The organism is Curtobacterium sp. SORGH_AS_0776 (assembly GCF_031453355.1).
Lineage (GTDB): Bacteria > Actinomycetota > Actinomycetes > Actinomycetales > Microbacteriaceae > Curtobacterium.
The window spans coordinates 1,593,388-1,609,571 of sequence record NZ_JAVIYU010000001.1 but is presented as its reverse complement, the minus strand read 5'-3'; the positions used below and the strand labels follow the sequence as shown (position 1 = coordinate 1,609,571).

Sequence of the window (16,184 nt, the reverse complement as noted above, 5' to 3'; positions counted from 1 at the left end):
TCGGACCCGCACCGCGCCTCCCGTCCGTCCGTCCACCGTGCGCACCGGCGGCGACCCGTCACCGTTACGGTGGCCGTGTGCGTGGACAACGGTCGTCGGACACCCCAGCGGCGGGGACCCCGCTGCTGCTCGTCGCGGCCGACCCCCGCCGTCGCACCGGACGGACGCCGTGGGGCCGGGTCCTCGTCGGTGTCGTCATCGCCGCCCTCGTCGGGGGCGCGGCGGTCGCTACGGCGGGCACGCTCGTCTCGCAGCGCATCGCGGAGGGCTTCGCCGTCCGTGACGCGACGTCGGACACCGCCGCACTGGCGCGGGTCGTCGTCGAACCGGCCCTGGTGGACGCGATCGCCGATCCCGACGCTCCCGAGTCCGAACGGGTCGCAGCGCGCGCACGACTGGCCGACGCGGTCGCCGGCGAGCTGCGGGCGGGCTCCGCGGTCCGGATGAAGCTCTGGGCGGCGGACGGGACGGTCCTGTGGTCCGACGAACCGCGGCTCGTCGGCGAACGGTTCCCGCTGGGCGACGAGGACCTCCAGGCGCTCGACACCGACCGGTCCGACGCCGAGGTGTCCGACCTCGCCGAGCCCGAGAACCGCTACGAGCGCGGGCACGGTCCCCTGCTCGAGGCGTACCAGGCCGTCCACACCCCGTCCGGCCAGGCCCTGTTGTTCGAGGCGTACGAGCGGTACGACGACGTGGTCGCCCGGGCCGCCGACCTCCGCGGAGCGTTCGCCGCGCTCGCGTTCGGGACGGTCGCCGTCGTGCTCGCGCTGCTCGTGCCCCTGCTGCTCTGGCTCCTCCTGCGGATCCGGTCCGGGCAGCGCGCTCGGGAGCGCCTGCTCGGTCGTGCGCTCGACGCCGAGGCCGCCGAACGCCGACGGATGGCGGCCGACCTGCACGACGGCCCGGTGCAGGACGTCGCGGGCCTCGCCCTGTCGCTCGGGGCGGACCCCGCCACGACGGACGCCGCGGCCGCGCTCCGTCGGGCGGTGTCCTCGCTCCGCGGCTCGATGTCCGCGATCCGGCCCGCGGCGCCCGAACGGGACGGCCTCGGTGCGGCGCTCGACGACGTGTGCGCCCGGGCCCGCGCCGCCGGGCTCACCACGAGCGTCCACGTGCCGGAGTCGGTCGACGCGTCGCCGGCAGCCCTGCTCGCCGTCGTGCGGTTCGTCCGCGAGGCGGTCGCCAACGTCGTGACGCACGCGCACGCCTCGGTCGTCGACGTGCAGGTCGGTACCACCGGGCCCGGCCCGAGCGTCGACGCGGCTGTGGACCGTGGGCTCGTCGTCACCGTCACGGACGACGGGGTCGGGTTCGATGCGACGCGTGCCACGGACCCGGGACGGCCGGGGCACCTCGGCACCACGCTCCTGCGCGAGATCGCCGAGGACACCGGCGGCTCCCTCGAACTCGACACCGCGCCCGGCGCCGGCACCACCTGGCGGCTGACCGTACCGGTCGACGCCGAGGCACTGCGGTGAGGGTCCTCGTCGTCGACGACCACGCCCTCGTCCGGAGCGGGCTGGGCGCCGTGCTCGCGGCGACGGACGACTGCGAGGTCGTCGGCGAGGCCGCCACGGGTGAGGAGGGCGTCGCGCTCGCGCGGGAGCTCCACCCGGACGTCGTCGTGATGGACCTGTCGATGCCCGGTGCCGGCGGGGTCGCGGCCACGGCGGCACTGCGGTCGGCGATGCCCGACGTCCGGGTGCTCGTCCTCACCACCTTCGCCGACGACGGGCGGGTCCGCGCTGCCCTCGCGGCCGGGGCGACCGGGTACCTGCTCAAGGACGCGGCCCCGGACGAGGTCGTCCGCGCCGTCCGCGCAGCAGCCCGCGACGAGACACCGATCGACCCCCGGGTCGCCCGGGCCCTGCTCCCCGCGGGCACGGCGGACACGAGCACCGACGTCCGACTGCCGCCACGAGAACGCGACGTCCTCGTCCGGATCGCCCGGGGTCTGTCGAACCGGCAGATCGCCACCGAACTCGGGATCGCCGAACGCACCGTGAAGGTCCACGCCGGCAGCCTCTTCCGGCGCATCGGGGTGGCCGACCGCACGAGCGCGGCGCTCTGGGGCAGGGACCACGGGTACTAGTACCAAGGTCCGATGGTGCGGTCCCGGTCGGGCGGCGACGATCGGTGTCGAGGGGTACGCACCCCAGCACACCAGGAGGCACACCATGTCCAGCACGCACCAGCGCCACGGACGGCGCATCGGCATCGTCGCCGCGGTCACGGCCGGCGTCGTCGCAGCGGTCGCACTCGCCGGGGTGGCCCCCGCGAACGCATCCGGCAAGACCTCGACCGGCGGCGACTACGCCGTCACCGTCAACGGCACCACCACCAACCCCGCGGTCGGGAAGGACGTCAAGCTCAAGGACGTCGCCGTCTCGGGCACCATCGCGGTCCGCGGCAAGCACAACGGGTTCGACATCCGCATCGCCGACCTCGGCGTGTACGACTACACGCTCACCGGCGCGCCCGACACCCAGCGGATGGTGACGAAGCCCACCGTCGTGTTCGCGTCGAAGGTCCCCTCGCTGACCGCCGCGCAGCTCGCCAGCACGAAGCTGTCCTCGCTCGAGGTCAAGGACGACACCCTCGTCGCGATCTTCGCCACCGGTGCCGGCAAGCTCAAGGTCCAGGCGAAGGACGGCGCGCAAGGCGGCATCTTCCAGATGGAGACCGAGTTCGCTCAGCCGGTGACGTTCACGCACACCCTCGGCGCCGGGCTCTTCTACTTCACCAACCCGTACACCGGGAAGATCAACTTCGGCGACGGCACGCCCGCGGTGGCCTCCGGGAGCGGCGCGCACCAGATGCTGCTCGGGAAGGACAGCCCGCAGGTCGCGACGAAGACCTCGCAGACCGCGACCACGACGACGTGGACCGTCCAGCCCGGCGGGCGCATGGGCGGGGTGCTCGGCGAGGACGCCGTGGAGCTCTCGCAGGGTGCGACGAACTGCACGAGCCAGTGCCAGGCGCAGAACCAGGTCCGTGGCTCCCTGCCGGTGCCGCCGGACCCGGTGGACCCGCAGCCGCTGGTGGTCGCGGTCCGCTGACGCGGACGGAGCGCGCGGGAAGCACGGGAGGCGCGGTGCGGGTCGGACCCGCACCGCGCCTCCCGTGCGTGTACCGTCCCACGCAACACCGGGCTGGCGGGCGAACGGGGAACGCGATGCGACAGATCATCGGGACGACACTCATCGTGGCGCTGGCAGCGGCCGCACTGATCGGTGTGGCGCCGCCGGCGAACGCGGCCGGATCGGGCACCATCGCCGTGCAGCTCGCGACGCCGGACGGCACCCCGATCCGGTTGGCGGACGTCGAACTCGCCGTGATCGGCTTCGACACCGTCGTCGGGACCGCCACCACCGACGTCGACGGCACCGCGACGTTCGCCGGCATCCCCGCCCCGGACACCGTGACGGTCACCACACGGCAACTCCCGCCGCGCGGGACGGAGACCTACGCCCCCGGACTCCGTTCGGACATCGCGGTCCGCGGTGGCACGACGGTCGCGGTGACCGTGCCGCTCGTCCGTGGTGCCACCGTGCAGGGTGGGGTGGTCGGCCCCTCGGGTCCCGCTGCCGGACGGCTGATGTACGCGTGGAACGAGGACACCTCGCAGGTGTTCCGGACGACCTCGGACAGCGCGGGACGGTACTGGTTCCTCGGGTTGAGCACCGGTCAGTACCGCATCGAGGCGTACGCCAGCGGCACGGCTTCGCCCGCCGTGTGGAAGACGCGGGTGTACCAGCAGCGGGGGACGCTCCCGGCATCGCAGGTGACGCTGTCGCAGCACTACGCGCACAGCGACTACGACCTGGCCGTCTTCGCCAACACGGCGTCCCGCACCCCGTCGCCGCAGCTCAGTGCCGCGAGCGTCGTGGTGACGGAGGCGACGAGCGGGGCGTCGTTCTCGACCCGGTTCTCGACGCTGCTCGACGACGAGCAGACGGCCCAGTTCCAGATCCCCTCCGGGCAGTACGTGGTCGAGCTCCGGACGACGGCGACGACCACGACGCCGTCGCGTGTCCTGTGGCTCGGCCGTCCGGGAGGCGTGTACCGGTACGTGACCGACCGGGCGCAGGCCGTCCCGGTGAGGGTCGTGTTCGGCGGGTTCAACGGGTGGGGTGGAACGGTGCCGGAGGCAGCGTCGCGCTGAGTGCTCGCGCACCGACGGGTGCACCGCGACCGCTACTCGGCGGCGAGTCGCTCGAGCACGCGGCGAGCGGCGGAGGACATCTCGGGGCGGACGCCGAGGCGCTCCAGGTACTCCGACACGGACTGCATCTCGTGCGCCCGTCGCACGGCGTGCTTCCTGCTGCCCGACTCGTACCGCTCGATCTTCGCGTCCGCGTCCCCGGAGAGCTGCGCCGCGATCTGGGCGTGCACCCACTCCTCGCACCCCGCGGCGCGTCCGGCCTCGAGCGCCTCGACGACGACGGTCGCCAGGCTCTTCATGAGCACGCTCCGGAGCAGCTTCCGGGAGGTCGCGGTGCCGGCCGGACCGTCGACGTACTCGACCTCGGAGCCCAGGGAGGTGAGCAGCTCCCCGAGGACGTCCGCGGCACCGCCCGACACGATCGTCTCCGTCGCGGCTCCCTTGAGCGGCACCGGTCCGAGGATCGCGACGTCCGCGAAGCGACCTCCGGCTGCGACGATGCCGTCCTCCGCGGCGACCATGTCCTCGGGCGAGGCGGTCGTGAAGTCCGCGTAGACCGCGCCGGGGGTGATCGCCCCCGCAGCGGTCTCCGCGATCGACCGGCTGAGTGCGGCTCCGGTCAGGACGATCGTCACCTCGCTCGCGGCGACGACCTCCTCGACCGAAGCGAGCCGCTCGACGCCGCTCGGTGCCGGCGTCGGAGCGGGATCGAACCCGCGGACGCGGTGGCCGGCGGCGACGACAGCAGCCGCGTAGATGGCTCCGGCCTCGCCGAGGCCGATGAACCCGACTCGCATGGTGTTCCTCTCCTGCGAGCCGTGGCTCGCGTCCTACCGACCGACCGCCTGCGCGGCCCGACGGATCTCCGGGACCAGTGCCTCCAGTCCCGCTCTGTCGTTGTGTTCTGCCGGTCCGGACGCCGACACGGATCCGATCACGGCTCCGTGCTGGTCGAAGACCGGCGCGCTGACCGCGGCGACGGCGACGTCACGCTCGGCGATGGAGACGTGGAAGCCGTTCCGGTGGATCTCGTCGAGCGACGAGCGCAGCTCCTCCGCGCTCACCGTGCGTCCGTTCCCGTCCGTCGTGTCGCCGCGGTGCGCGAGGATGTCGTCCCGTTCCGCCGGCGAGGTGAACGCGAGGATCGTCTTGCCGGCGCCGACCACCAGCGGCAGCCGTCGACCGACCGGCAACTGGTAGCGGAGGGGATCCCGACCGTCCACCCGCGCGGTCAGGATGCGCTCCTGGCCGGTCCGGACGTAGAGCGACGTGGTCAGGTGTGTCGAGTCGGCGAGCTGCTGGAGCACTGCGCGTGCGCGGGTCGTCAGTGGGTCTCCGACGAGGTAGCCGTGCGCCAGACCGAGCGCCCCCGCTCCGAGCCGGTACTCCCCGCCCTCCTGCTGCACGAGGCCGCGGCGCTGCAGCACCCCGACGATCCGCAGGGCGGTCGCGGCGTGCAAGCCGGTGCCTCGGCTCAGGTCGACCAGACGCAGCGGACGGTCGCTCCGTTCCAGCAGTTCGAGCACGTCGAGCGCGCGTTCGACGCTGCGGACCGTCGGCTGGGTGGTGTGCCCGTCGGTTGCCATGACGCCATTGTGGCGGACCGCCCTGCTGGACCGTCACACGGACCTCGCCGAGGCGACGATCTCGTTCCGGATCCGGGTCTCGTCGGCGTGCTTGGCCTCCGCGCGGTCCAGCACCGCGGCCGCTTCGGCTGCCGGCACCACCGCGACACCGTCCCCGTCGGCGACGATGACGTCCCCGGGGTGGACGACGACACCGCCGATCGCCACCGGGACCCCGACGCGGAAGGGTCCGTTCCGGTAGGGACCGGCTGGTGTGACAGCGCGGGCGAACACCGGGAAGCCGAGTTCCTCGAGGTCGCCGACGTCACGGACGGCGCCGTCGATGACGAGTCCGACGCAGCCCCGTGCGCGGAGACGCTCGGCGATGAGCTCGCCGACCAGGGCTCGGTCGCGGACACCGTGGCCGTTCACCACGAGCACGTCACCGGGACGGAGGGTGTCGATCGCTTCGTGGACGCCGGCGTTGTCGCCACCCGCGACCTCGACGGTCCGGGCGGTGCCGGCGGTCCGCGCTCCGCGCCAGACGGCTGCGATCTCGGCCTCGACGACCCCGAGGCGCTGCATGGCGTCGCCGATGTTCGCGACCGGGAGTGCGCCGAGTCGCTGGACGACGTCCGGGGTCACGGGCTGGTGGGTGTGCTCGGTCATTCGTTCGACTTCCATCCGTGTGCGTAGGCGAGGAGCAGGGTCCAGATCCCGAGGGCGCCGCCGACACCGAACGTCCACGGAGCGAGGACGGAGACGACGCCGGAGACGAGCGCGGCGTTCAGGACCAGGACGCCCACGAGCTGCAGCAGCACCATGACGGTGCCGAGCGCGAGCATCGAGACGAGCAGGACGACGAACACCGTCGTCATGCCGGCGGCGATTCGCTGCCGGGTCGGACCCATCGCGGGTCCCGTGGAGTCTGCCAAGGTGCAGTCCTTCCGATCGGTGGGGCCGGGCTCAGTGCGGGACGGGCAGCCAGCCCGGCCCGATGAGCGCGGCGATGAGCAGGATCGGGATCACGTACAGGACGACCAGCGGGACGAAGGTCTTCACCGGGTTCACCCCCGCGATCCCGGTCGCGATGTAGATGGCCGAGGCCCCGGGCGGTGAGGCACCTTCGGTCGATGCGGCCACCAGCACGACGCACGCGGCGAGCACGGGGTCGACCCCGGCGACGACGAGGACGCTGAAGCCGATCCCGCCGATCGTGGCGATGGTCGCGGTCGAACTGAGCGGCCCGGCGACCAGCACGACCATGACGGCGACGATGACGCTCATCACCACCGGGGACGCGTCCAGCCCGTTGAGCACGGCGGCGAGCTGGTCCGCGAGTCCGAGTTCGGTCAGCACCGCTCCACCGGCGAAGGCGAAGACGAGCGTCGCCCCGATGTCGCGGTAGCGCGGGGCGGTCTTCGCAACGAAGTCGTACCAGCCGCGGGCACCCTTCGGCAGCTTCTTCCGACCGAGGAGCAGGGCCAGCAGCCCGAGGAGCACGGGGATCCAGACGACGATGCTGATCGTGTCCGCCGCCTCCTCGCCGAGGGCACCGGTCACGAACGCACCGCTCGGACCGAGGGTCACGAAGACCGGGACGAGGATGCCGAGGAACACGAGCAGCGACGTCCACCCGTGTCGGAAGGACTGACGGAAGGGGCGGATGTCCGCAGCCGGGACACGCTGGATGCGGTGCCGACGGACGAAGTACGCGATCACGATGAGGCGCCACAGCACGCACCATGCGGCAGCGACGAACATCGCGGGCAGGAGTTCGCCGACCGTGACGAGCGGCGCGACGGTCGCGGTGCCGATGAGGATGAAGAACGAGGCGCTCGGCGGGATCACCGTGCCGTTGCCGGCGTTCCCCGCCACGACGGTGGCAGCGACCGGTGCGGGCCACTGCGAGCGCTTCATCCACGGGATGGTGACGGTGCCGAGGGTCGCCGCGTTCGCGGATCCGGAGTGCGCCACCGATCCGAACAGCGCCGAGCCGACGGTCGCGACGTACCCGGCGCCGCCGGGGAGCCGGCCGAGCATCGAGTTGAGGATCTCCACCTGCCGGTCGATCACGCCGGTCGACGCCAGCAGGAACCCGATGAACGTGAAGGCCAACGCGGCGAACACGATCTCCTCGTTGAAGGCGTCCTGCAGCCCGACCACGAGCAGCTCGAGGAACCGCGTCCCGCCGAACGCGCAGACGACGAGGAAACCGACGACCATGCCCTCGCCGATCCCACGGCGGAGCGCGACGCTCCAGACCACGATCGTGCCGATGTAGGCGATCAACGCCCAGACGGCCAAACCCATGTGCGACTCACTCTCCGTTGAGGGTCATTTCACCTGATGCAACTTGTTTGCACCTGTTGAAAGAGCAAAGCAGGCCGGAGCGACTGCGTCAAGGGGGCGCGGCCACGGACGGACCGGGCACACCGGAACGGTCTCGTCCGGGCGGTCACCGATGCCGGCCGAGTGAGGTCCCGGCGGAGGACGGTCATCAGCGGCGCGAGCAACGGCCGGGCTGGGGCGCCCGACTGGCTCCCACTACGCCGCAGACAGGCTCCCGTCGGACATCGCCAGGAACGACCTCGCGACCACCCTGCTCGCATGCATCATCGGCACGCGTCGTCCAGCGCCCTCAGACGATCACGGCACTGTCGGTCACCGTCGCGAAGCTGCCGTCGAGGGCGGCCATGAACGCGGCGTGCACGACCGCACCGGCAACCACGGTGTCCCCGTGCCGCAGGTCGGGAGCGGCACAGGCGTCGGACACGACGGTGCACGTGTAGCCGAGCTCGTGCGCGGCCCGCGTGGTCGAGTCGATGCACATGCTGCTCATCATCCCGACGATCACCAGCTCGGCGACCCCTGCATCGTCCAGCATGCCCTGCAGTCCGGTCTCGGTGAAACTGTTCGGATGGTGCTTCTCGAGCACGACCTCGCCGGCGGTGGGTCGGACGGACGAGTGGAACTCCAGCCCCGGCGTCCCGGGCCGGAAGAAGGTGGCCGAGGGGTCCGTGCTGACGTGGAAGACGTGGATGACGAGCTCGCCCGACCTGCGGAACGCGTCGAGGACGGTTCGGGCAGCGGTCGCCGCGGCAACGGACTCGACGAGTGGGAACGCACCACCGGGGAAGTAGTCGAGCTGGATGTCGACGAGGACGAGAGCACGGGTCATGTCACGAGTATGGCGGCCCGGACTCACGGAAATGCGCGGCGGACGCCGCCCTCCGCGGATGAAACGATGGTGATCAAGTCGGACACCACCTCGGACAGCGGTCGAGCAGCGTTGAGCTCGTGCGTGCATCCGGCGCGGAGCAGCGGCTGCACTTCGACGAGATCCGCCTCGATCATCCGACGCTCGAGAGCGGTCTTCCCGTAGGGGTTCGTCGTGCGGCGCGTGACCCGATCAAGCATCACGTCCAGCGGAGCAGTCAAGAGCACGATCGCATCGAACCGCTCGTAGAACTCGGACTGGTTCCGCACGCATCCCTGGACGAACAGCGACCGGTCTTCCGCCGCGTCGAGGAGCCCGGAGATCTTCGCCTCGACCCACATCCACTCGCCCTGGTGCGCTTCGTCGGGTGGGTCAGGCAAGGGGCGGTACTCACGCCATCCCGGGTCGTCGGTGTCCACGGCCCGGTAGCCGTACTTCGCGAGCTCCACCAGGGCGGACGACTTCCCGGTTCCCGACATCCCGGTGATCAGCACCTTCGACACAGCCCCAGCCTAGGACCGGACAGTCTGGCCCACGCGCGAGGAACCTCGAGCGGCTCGCGGCCGGTCAGGGACGGAACACGGCCCTGACACACCCGTCCGTCTTGTCCTTGAACATGGCGTAGCCGCCCGGTCCTTCCTCGAGGGGCATGACGTGGGTGGCGAGGTGCTCGGTGAGGATCTCGTCGTGGGCCATCCGCTCGAGGAGCATGGGGATGTACCGGTGCCCGTGCTGTTGTGCGGAGCGGAGCGTGAGGCCCTTGTTCATCACCGCCCCGAGGGGGAACTTGTCGACGAAGCCCCCGAACACGCCCAGGGCGAAGACGCTGCCGCCCTTGCGTGCGGCGAAGATCGCCTCTCGCACGGCTGTGGGCCGGTCGGTCTGCAGTCGCAGTTGCTGCTTCAGCTGGTCGTACGCGAAGTCTGGTCCGTCGCGGTGTGCCTCCATCCCGACCGCCTCGATGCACACGTCGGGACCGCGGCCGCCCGTGAGCTCACGGAGTTCGGCTGTCACCTCGCTCGTCTCGTAGTTCATGGTCTCCGCGCCGATGACCTGCTCCACCTGCGCCAGTCGCTCCGGGAAGCGGTCGATCACGATGACGCGTTCGGCGCCGAGCAGCAGCGAGGCGCGTGCCGCCATCTGTCCGACGCCTCCCGCGCCCCACACCCCGACGGTGTCTCCTGGACGGACGCCGCCGAGCTGCGCTCCCATCCATCCTGTCGGAGCGGCATCAGAGGCGAAGAGCGCCCGCTCGTCGCTCACCCCTTCAGGCACGGTGAACGCGCCCTGGTCGGCGAAGGGCACGCGGATGTACTCGGCATGACTCCCCGCCCACCCGCCCAGTGCATGCGAGTACCCGTAGCAGCCTCCGGGTGCCTGGCCCCAGAGCATCTCGGGTATGCCCGCGTTGGGGTTGCCGTTGTCGCAGAGCGAGTACAGCTCATGGCGGCAGTACCAGCAGTTGCCGCAGCTGATGAACGAGCAGACCACGACACGTTCGCCGACGTCGTGCTTCCTGACCGCCGACCCGATCTCGACGACCTCGCCGAGGAATTCGTGCCCCAGTACGTCGCCTGCCCGCATGGTCGGGACGTATCCGCCGAGGAGGTGGAGGTCGGATCCGCAGGTCGTGCTCAGCGTCACCTTCACGATGATGTCCTGCGCGTTGAGGATCTGAGGGTCTTGCACGTCCTCCACCGCGAGCTCGTTCACTCCGGTCCAGCACAGCGCCTTCACAGCACACCCCCACCCCTGGCCTCGTCTTCCGCGGTGTCGACCGCGCGCCCCAGCAGGGTGCTCGGACGACGTCCGTGCGGCCGTGGGGTCGCACGCAGCACCTCGCCCGTCTCGAAGACCTGCTTGGCATCGCGCAGAGCCTCCCGCAACAGCATGTTCGGGTCGCCGTCCACCGGGACCTCGCCGCCGTCCCGGAAGCGAGCGTGCACTTCGAACCCCTTGCCTCCGGACGCAGGCTCGATCCGGATCTCCAGCAGCCCAGCAAGGCGCTGCAACGGCTCGGGGTAGCCACCGCTCTCGAAACGCTCGGCCGAGCCCAGGACGGTGACCGCCTTCCACCCCTGCGGGTGTGTTCCGTCCCCGTCCGACTCCCGTTCCCGCTTCACGAGCGACCGGGCGACGAGGCCCGCCGCGATGCCCGCGACGCCGACACCGACGACCGCGGCCGTTCGACCCGCCATGGTCACGCCGCCTCGCCGGGCTTGAGGACGACCTTCGTCCACCCGGCATCGCGGTTGTCGAAGTGCTCGTAGGCATCCGGCGCCTGAGCGAGCGGCAGCTCGTGGCTCACGATGAACGACGGCTTCGCCTTGCCAGCAGCGATGAGATCGCGGAGCTGACGGTTGTACTTCTTCACGGGCGCCTGCCCGGTCCCCATCGTCTGGCCCTTGAACCAGTGCAGTCCCATGTCGAACGCGATGCGCCCGTGCTTCGCCAGTTCGTCGGGTCCGCCCGGGTCCTGCGGCACGAAGACGCCGACGGTGCCGATCCGTCCGGTGAACCGCACCGACTGGACCAGTCGATTGAGCGTGAGGTTCGGTTGCTCGTCGCCGACGGGGTCGTGCGCTTGGTACCCGACACACTCGCAGCCGTTGTCCGCTCCGAGCCCCATCGTCTGCTCCAGCACGGCTTCCACCGGATCGACCTTCGAGTCATCGATGGGGATCGCACCGATCGACTCAGCCAGGCGGAGGCGGTCCGGATGCCGATCCACCACCATGACCTTGCTCGCACCGCGGATGGTGGCGGACAGAGCAGCCATCAAGCCGACCGGTCCGGCACCGTAGATGACCGTCTGGTCCCCCGGCCCCACCCCAGCCATCTCGGTCGCGTGGTAACCGGTGGGGAAGATGTCGGCGAGCATGACGTAGTCGGCGGACTTCTCCTCCGCGTCCTCGCCCAGGCGGAGGCAGTTGAAGTCGGCCCAGGGGACGCGAAGGAGCTCGGCCTGTCCGCCCGCCCACGGTCCCATGTCCGCGAACCCGTACGCCGCTCCCGCCCACTCCGGCACGGGTTGCGCGGTGAGGCAGTAGTTCGTCAACCCGCGCTCGCAGTTCTTGCAGTGACCGCACGCCACGTTGAAGGGGAGGACCACGTGGTCACCGACCCGTATCTTGTCCACGCCGTCGCCGGCTTCGATCACCTCACCCATGTTCTCGTGACCGAACCACCGTCCGGTCTCGAAGCTGGTGCGGCCCTCGAACATGTGGAGGTCCGACCCGCAGATGTTCGTCGTCGTGATCCGTACGAGCACGTCGGTGGAGCGCTCGATGCGCGCATCCGGGACGTCTCGCACCGCGACGCTGCGCGGCCCCTCGTACACAACTGCCCTCATGATCGTCTCCTCTGTGCGGATGCCTCGAACACGCGCGGTCCCGTCGACCGCTCGGCAGGGCCATGACACGCCTGGCACCGAGGACACACCATCGGCAGACATGCCCATGCGTCCGGCGGGCTCGGGACGCACCCCCACCGACCGACGGTGGTAGACCGAGGCAAGACGTTTTCGGACAGTTCCGTTCACTCCTGCTGGCGATGGTCCTGAGGTGGTCGAGTCCCGTGTCACGCACCGGTGCGATCGAGCTCGCTGACATCGCTGCGCGCCCGTCCTCCGTCCACGAGCGGGCTCAGGCCATGTTGGACGAGGTGCGCGCCCAGATCCCGTTCGACGGCGCGTGGATGGCGCTGGCCGAACAGGGCGGTACCGCCTACAACTCGGTGGCGAGCACCGACCTCGCGGAGTCGAGCGTCCGCTACATGAGCGGCCCCGAGATGGCACGCGACATCGAGATGGCCGGGCTCGATCGTGAGCGGCCGCCCACCAGCATGTCGGACCTTCCCGAGTCGTCCCGCGACCTGCAGAGTCGGGCCGCTTGTCTGTCCGCGGGGTTCCACGAGACGCTGTCCGTCGCGCTGTACGAGCGTCGGGGGCGACACGTGGGCTTCATGACCGTGCTGTTCCAGAGCCCGGAGCCACCCACACGGTCCCTCCGCCGACGCCTCGCTCGCATCGTCCCGGTCCTCGCGGCGGGGGTCGACCCGCTGCGGACGCTCGCAGCATCAGCGGCCTTCGTCGACGGGGCCCGAGCTGGGGCGGTCCTCCTTCCCGGGCACGGCGTCATGCGCCTCCCGGGCTTGTCGGACGACGGACTCCTGGCCACCGGTTCGGCGCTGATCGAGGCGGCCAGGGACGCGATCGACGACGGGCAGGACCATGCGGTGTTCCTGTGGCCGCTCGGGAGCCGTCGGTCGCCCGACCTCTACGAGCGGGTGACGGTACTGGGCTGCGGCAGCGATCTGCACGCCGTGGTCCGCGGTGTGGTGCTGCTGTCGTCGGCCCCGGACCGGCGGGGTCTGACGCCACGGGAGCTCGAGGTGCTCGGACACCTGATCGAGGGGTGTTCCAACGTCGAGATCGCCCGGGCGCTGAGGATCGCTCCCCGCACGGTCGCCGCGCACCTCGAGCACATCCTGGTCAAGCTCGACGCCACGTCACGCACGCTCGCCGCCGTCCGGGCCGAGCGTGCCGGCCTCTACGTCCCCCTGTCCGGATCACGGCACGGCTGACCGGATCGCAGCGCAGCCGAAGCGCAAGCCGGACCGTCGCGAGCGGCCGCCGTCCAGAAGGGAAGAGTCATGTCACACCTGTCCGTGAAGGCCTGCATCGCCGTGGTCGTCGGCGTCGCGGTCGCGGTGATCGCCGGGCTGCTCGGTGTCCCCGACCTGTCGGCGCTCCTCGGCTGGTCGACCGCCGCGCTGGTGTTCCTCGTCTGGGCGTGGTCGACGGCCTGGCCGGCCGGCCCCGAACGCACCCGTTCCCTCGCCCGTCACGAGGATCGCTCGCGACGGATGGTCGACGTGCTCATCATCGTCGCGACGTTCCTCAGCCTGGTCCTGGTGGTCTTCGCGCTCTTCCGGAGCCAGCAGCACGACGCGGTCGGCTCGGCCGCCGCGATCCTCGCAGTGGTCGGAGTCGTGGCGGCCTGGGCGGTCATGAACACCGTCTACGCGTTCAAGTACGCGCGCATGTACTACATCGACGACAGGCACCGTTTCGACTTCGACCAGGACGAGGACCCGTCCTACAGCGACTTCGCGTACACCGCGTTCTCCATCGGGATGGCCTACAGCCCGGGCAACATCGTCCAGTCGTCCACTCCCTCCCGCCGCATCGCCATGGGCCATGCGCTGCTGTCCTACTTCTTCGGCACGTTCGTGGTCGCGGTCGCCATCAACCTCATCACGGGTCTCACCCAGGGAGGGTGAGATGCGCGCGTTCGCTCCGTGCCCACGAGGATCCGGGTGCGGGGAGACGAGATGACACCCTTGCTCGCGGTGTCACGGTCTGCCAGCGTTGGGACATGGGCGACGACGTGACCACGCTGCGTCGCGTGCCGGGCTTCCTCCCCTACTGGTCGGCCGCGACCGTCTCGTCGTTCGGATCAGCCGTGAGCGCGGTCGCCGTGCCGGTCCTCGTGGTGACCGTGCTGCACGCCAGTCCGTTCGAGCTCGGTCTCGTGAACGCTGCCCAGTTCCTCCCCTACGCCGTGTTCGGTCTGGTCGTCGGCGCCTCCGTCGACCGCTTCCGGCGGAAGCCGCTGCTGATCTGGGCGAGCATCGGTCGCGGCGTGAGCCTCGGTGCGATCCCGGTGCTGTGGTCCACCGGGGTCCTGGACCTGTGGGCGACTGCGGCGGTGCTGTTCGTGTTCGGCATCCTGTCCGTCGTGGGGTTCGCGGCAACGCAGTCGCTCCTCCCCAGGATCGTGCCGCGCCCGCTCCTCCTGGCAGCGAACGCGCGGGTGGACCAGAGCGACGCGGCGGCGCAGACGGCAGGCCCGGCGCTCGGCGGGGTCCTGGTCAGCATCGTGACGGCGCCGGTCGCGATCGCGCTCGACGCGGTGAGCTACTTCGTCGACGCGTTCCTCATCGCCCGGGTCCGCGTCGTCGAGCACCAGCCGGCGCGGCCGGCCAGGACGAGCCTCCGGAGTGACATCGTGGACGGGCTGCGCTGGACGTACGGCAACGCAGTGCTCAGGCCGCTGGCCCTGTCCACCCACGTCTGGTTCCTCGCCAACGCCGCCGGCCTGACGGTGTTCGCGACCCTCGCGCTCCGCACGCTCGCGCTCCCCGCAGCGCTGTACGGAGCCGTCATCGCCGTCAGCGGGATCGCGATGCTCGTCGGCGCGACCGCTGCGACACGCCTCGGCACCCGGTTCGGTGCCGGCCGGACGATCATCGCCGCACGAGCCGCCTACCCGATCGCCTGGGCGGCCATCACGCTCGTGACGCTCGGTACCGGCGGTGCAGCACGGCCGACGACGGTCGTGGTCCTGTTCGTCGCCTTCGCCCTGCACGGTGCCGCAGCAGGCTGCGAGAACGCGAACGAGATGGTCCTCCGCCAGACCGTCACACCGGACGCCCTCCTCGGCCGGGTGAACGGCACGATGCGCAGCGCGAACCGGACGCTCGCTGCGGTGGGAGCAGTGGGCGGGGGTGCCCTCGTGACCCTGACCGGGGACGGCTTCGCGCTGCTCGCCGTGACGGTCGTGTTCGCGGCTGCCGTCGTCGTCGCTGCGTGGTCTCCACTGCCAAGCGCCACCGTTCGCTAGGAAGGCTCCGCAGCGCGCGGTCACCCCGGCCAGGACTCCCGCGACCACGACCCGTCCGCGCGCCGCTGGTAGGCGAGCCGGTTGCTGGCCGCGTCCGTCGCCCCGCGCCAGAACACCATCCGCACCGGTGTGAGTGCGAACCCCGCCCACGTGCTCGGCGGCTCGAGTTCGGTGCCGGCCCGTTCGCGGCCGAACGCCGCCCAGGCCTCCCGGCGCCGAGCCGGCGTGTCCGCAGCGGACGCGTGGTCGTTGACCCACGCGAGCACCTGCAGGTACCGCGTCCTGGCCGCGTAGGCCGCACGGGCCTCGTGGTCGGAGACGGGCGCCACGTCACCGACCACGACGAGCTGGCGCGCGGCCTCCGGCCAGTGCAGGGTCACCGCGGCACGGGGCACTGCCGCGAGTTCGGCGGCCTTGCGGCTGCGCGAGTCGGTGTGGAAGTGCAGGCGCTCCCCGTCGAACAGGGAGAGCAGGACCGTCCGGGCGTCGGGGTAGCCGTCGAGCCCGACAGTGGAGAGGGTCATGGTCGGACCCGGGGCGTCCGCCGCCGCAGGGAGCCAGGATGCCGCGAGGGCCAACGGGTCCGTCGGCACGGGCGCATCGTC

The 16,184-nt window shown here is 71.2% G+C and carries 18 protein-coding genes; 7 read left to right on the top strand and 11 right to left on the bottom strand.

Features of this window, described 5'->3' with window-relative positions:
• Nucleotides 1-77 precede the first annotated feature (77 nt).
• The 4 genes from QE359_RS08160 (at nucleotide 78) to QE359_RS08145 (ending at nucleotide 4,168) form a co-directional block, all read left to right on the top strand.
• Entirely contained in the window at nucleotides 78-1,481 is a 1,404-nt protein-coding gene (locus QE359_RS08160) for an ATP-binding protein (protein ID WP_309778786.1), read from the top strand.
• Nucleotides 1,478-2,095 (top strand): response regulator transcription factor, encoded by a 618-nt coding sequence (locus QE359_RS08155; protein WP_309778785.1) that lies wholly within the window; start codon nucleotides 1,478-1,480, stop codon nucleotides 2,093-2,095. Before QE359_RS08160 ends, QE359_RS08155 begins: the two co-directional genes overlap by 4 nt.
• Before the next feature lie 85 nt (nucleotides 2,096-2,180).
• The gene (locus QE359_RS08150; RefSeq protein WP_309778784.1) at nucleotides 2,181-3,062 is read left to right on the top strand and encodes a hypothetical protein; all 882 of its coding nucleotides are present in this window, start codon (nucleotides 2,181-2,183) and stop codon (nucleotides 3,060-3,062) included.
• A 116-nt stretch (nucleotides 3,063-3,178) separates the two neighbouring features.
• Nucleotides 3,179-4,168, top strand: a complete 990-nt coding sequence (locus QE359_RS08145; protein ID WP_309778783.1) for a carboxypeptidase-like regulatory domain-containing protein — start codon at nucleotides 3,179-3,181, stop codon at nucleotides 4,166-4,168.
• Nucleotides 4,169-4,200: 32 nt separating this feature from the next.
• On the opposite strand, the gene QE359_RS08140 is transcribed toward QE359_RS08145, so the two are convergent.
• From QE359_RS08140 to QE359_RS08095, 10 genes are all read right to left on the bottom strand, one after another.
• Nucleotides 4,201-4,965 carry a DUF1932 domain-containing protein gene (locus QE359_RS08140; RefSeq protein ID WP_309778782.1) on the bottom strand — a complete coding sequence of 255 codons (765 nt, stop codon included), beginning with the start codon at nucleotides 4,963-4,965 and terminating at the stop codon, nucleotides 4,201-4,203.
• 33 nt (nucleotides 4,966-4,998) lie between these two features.
• Entirely contained in the window at nucleotides 4,999-5,754 is a 756-nt protein-coding gene (locus QE359_RS08135; protein ID WP_309778781.1) for an IclR family transcriptional regulator, read from the bottom strand.
• Nucleotides 5,755-5,787: 33 nt separating this feature from the next.
• On the bottom strand, nucleotides 5,788-6,417 hold the full coding sequence (locus QE359_RS08130; protein WP_309778780.1) for a methyltransferase: 630 nt from the start codon (nucleotides 6,415-6,417) through the stop codon (nucleotides 5,788-5,790).
• Nucleotides 6,399-6,668, bottom strand: coding sequence for a hypothetical protein (locus tag QE359_RS08125; protein ID WP_309778779.1), 270 nt, complete (start codon nucleotides 6,666-6,668; stop codon nucleotides 6,399-6,401). Before QE359_RS08125 ends, QE359_RS08130 begins: the two co-directional genes overlap by 19 nt.
• Nucleotides 6,669-6,699: 31 nt before the next feature.
• Nucleotides 6,700-8,046: a TRAP transporter large permease subunit gene (locus tag QE359_RS08120; RefSeq protein ID WP_309778778.1), complete on the bottom strand. Its 1,347-nt coding sequence runs from the start codon at nucleotides 8,044-8,046 to the stop codon at nucleotides 6,700-6,702.
• Between the two features lie 328 nt (nucleotides 8,047-8,374).
• On the bottom strand, nucleotides 8,375-8,914 hold the full coding sequence (locus tag QE359_RS08115) for a cysteine hydrolase family protein (protein WP_309778777.1): 540 nt from the start codon (nucleotides 8,912-8,914) through the stop codon (nucleotides 8,375-8,377).
• A 23-nt stretch (nucleotides 8,915-8,937) separates the two neighbouring features.
• Entirely contained in the window at nucleotides 8,938-9,447 is a 510-nt protein-coding gene (locus tag QE359_RS08110) for an AAA family ATPase (RefSeq protein WP_309780410.1), read from the bottom strand.
• A 73-nt stretch (nucleotides 9,448-9,520) separates the two neighbouring features.
• On the bottom strand, nucleotides 9,521-10,651 hold the full coding sequence (locus QE359_RS08105; RefSeq protein WP_309778776.1) for a zinc-dependent alcohol dehydrogenase: 1,131 nt from the start codon (nucleotides 10,649-10,651) through the stop codon (nucleotides 9,521-9,523).
• Between the two features lie 35 nt (nucleotides 10,652-10,686).
• Nucleotides 10,687-11,151, bottom strand: a complete 465-nt coding sequence (locus QE359_RS08100; RefSeq protein ID WP_309778775.1) for a hypothetical protein — start codon at nucleotides 11,149-11,151, stop codon at nucleotides 10,687-10,689.
• A gap of 2 nt (nucleotides 11,152-11,153) precedes the next feature.
• Complete coding sequence (locus QE359_RS08095) at nucleotides 11,154-12,305, bottom strand: glutathione-independent formaldehyde dehydrogenase (protein ID WP_309778774.1); 1,152 nt, start codon at nucleotides 12,303-12,305, stop codon at nucleotides 11,154-11,156.
• A gap of 299 nt (nucleotides 12,306-12,604) precedes the next feature.
• Between QE359_RS08095 and QE359_RS08090 the strand changes: the two genes are divergently transcribed.
• The 3 genes from QE359_RS08090 to QE359_RS08080 all read left to right on the top strand — a co-directional run bounded on the left by QE359_RS08090 (nucleotide 12,605) and on the right by QE359_RS08080 (nucleotide 15,579).
• On the top strand, nucleotides 12,605-13,537 hold the full coding sequence (locus QE359_RS08090; protein WP_309778773.1) for a LuxR C-terminal-related transcriptional regulator: 933 nt from the start codon (nucleotides 12,605-12,607) through the stop codon (nucleotides 13,535-13,537).
• A gap of 69 nt (nucleotides 13,538-13,606) precedes the next feature.
• Nucleotides 13,607-14,236 carry a DUF1345 domain-containing protein gene (locus tag QE359_RS08085; protein WP_309778772.1) on the top strand — a complete coding sequence of 210 codons (630 nt, stop codon included), beginning with the start codon at nucleotides 13,607-13,609 and terminating at the stop codon, nucleotides 14,234-14,236.
• A 95-nt stretch (nucleotides 14,237-14,331) separates the two neighbouring features.
• Nucleotides 14,332-15,579: an MFS transporter gene (locus tag QE359_RS08080; protein ID WP_309778771.1), complete on the top strand. Its 1,248-nt coding sequence runs from the start codon at nucleotides 14,332-14,334 to the stop codon at nucleotides 15,577-15,579.
• A gap of 20 nt (nucleotides 15,580-15,599) precedes the next feature.
• Here QE359_RS08080 and QE359_RS08075 read toward each other — a convergent pair whose 3' ends face one another.
• The gene (locus QE359_RS08075) at nucleotides 15,600-16,103 is read right to left on the bottom strand and encodes a pyridoxamine 5'-phosphate oxidase family protein (RefSeq protein WP_309778770.1); all 504 of its coding nucleotides are present in this window, start codon (nucleotides 16,101-16,103) and stop codon (nucleotides 15,600-15,602) included.
• Between the last annotated feature and the right edge of the window lie 81 nt (nucleotides 16,104-16,184).

What these genes read in the sequence shown, in the direction of transcription:
- QE359_RS08120 (WP_309778778.1), bottom strand. Translation starts at nt 8,046, where the DNA reads ATGGGTTTGGCCGTCTGGGCGTTGATCGCCTACATCGGCACGATCGTG.
- QE359_RS08085 (WP_309778772.1), top strand. Translation starts at nt 13,607, where the DNA reads ATGTCACACCTGTCCGTGAAGGCCTGCATCGCCGTGGTCGTCGGCGTC.
- QE359_RS08140 (WP_309778782.1), bottom strand. Translation starts at nt 4,965, where the DNA reads ATGCGAGTCGGGTTCATCGGCCTCGGCGAGGCCGGAGCCATCTACGCG.
- QE359_RS08150 (WP_309778784.1), top strand. Translation starts at nt 2,181, where the DNA reads ATGTCCAGCACGCACCAGCGCCACGGACGGCGCATCGGCATCGTCGCC.
- QE359_RS08130 (WP_309778780.1), bottom strand. Translation starts at nt 6,417, where the DNA reads ATGGAAGTCGAACGAATGACCGAGCACACCCACCAGCCCGTGACCCCG.
- QE359_RS08090 (WP_309778773.1), top strand. Translation starts at nt 12,605, where the DNA reads ATGTTGGACGAGGTGCGCGCCCAGATCCCGTTCGACGGCGCGTGGATG.
- QE359_RS08145 (WP_309778783.1), top strand. Translation starts at nt 3,179, where the DNA reads ATGCGACAGATCATCGGGACGACACTCATCGTGGCGCTGGCAGCGGCC.
- QE359_RS08075 (WP_309778770.1), bottom strand. Translation starts at nt 16,103, where the DNA reads ATGACCCTCTCCACTGTCGGGCTCGACGGCTACCCCGACGCCCGGACG.
- QE359_RS08080 (WP_309778771.1), top strand. Translation starts at nt 14,332, where the DNA reads ATGGGCGACGACGTGACCACGCTGCGTCGCGTGCCGGGCTTCCTCCCC.
- QE359_RS08135 (WP_309778781.1), bottom strand. Translation starts at nt 5,754, where the DNA reads ATGGCAACCGACGGGCACACCACCCAGCCGACGGTCCGCAGCGTCGAA.
- QE359_RS08100 (WP_309778775.1), bottom strand. Translation starts at nt 11,151, where the DNA reads ATGGCGGGTCGAACGGCCGCGGTCGTCGGTGTCGGCGTCGCGGGCATC.
- QE359_RS08115 (WP_309778777.1), bottom strand. Translation starts at nt 8,914, where the DNA reads ATGACCCGTGCTCTCGTCCTCGTCGACATCCAGCTCGACTACTTCCCC.
- QE359_RS08095 (WP_309778774.1), bottom strand. Translation starts at nt 12,305, where the DNA reads ATGAGGGCAGTTGTGTACGAGGGGCCGCGCAGCGTCGCGGTGCGAGAC.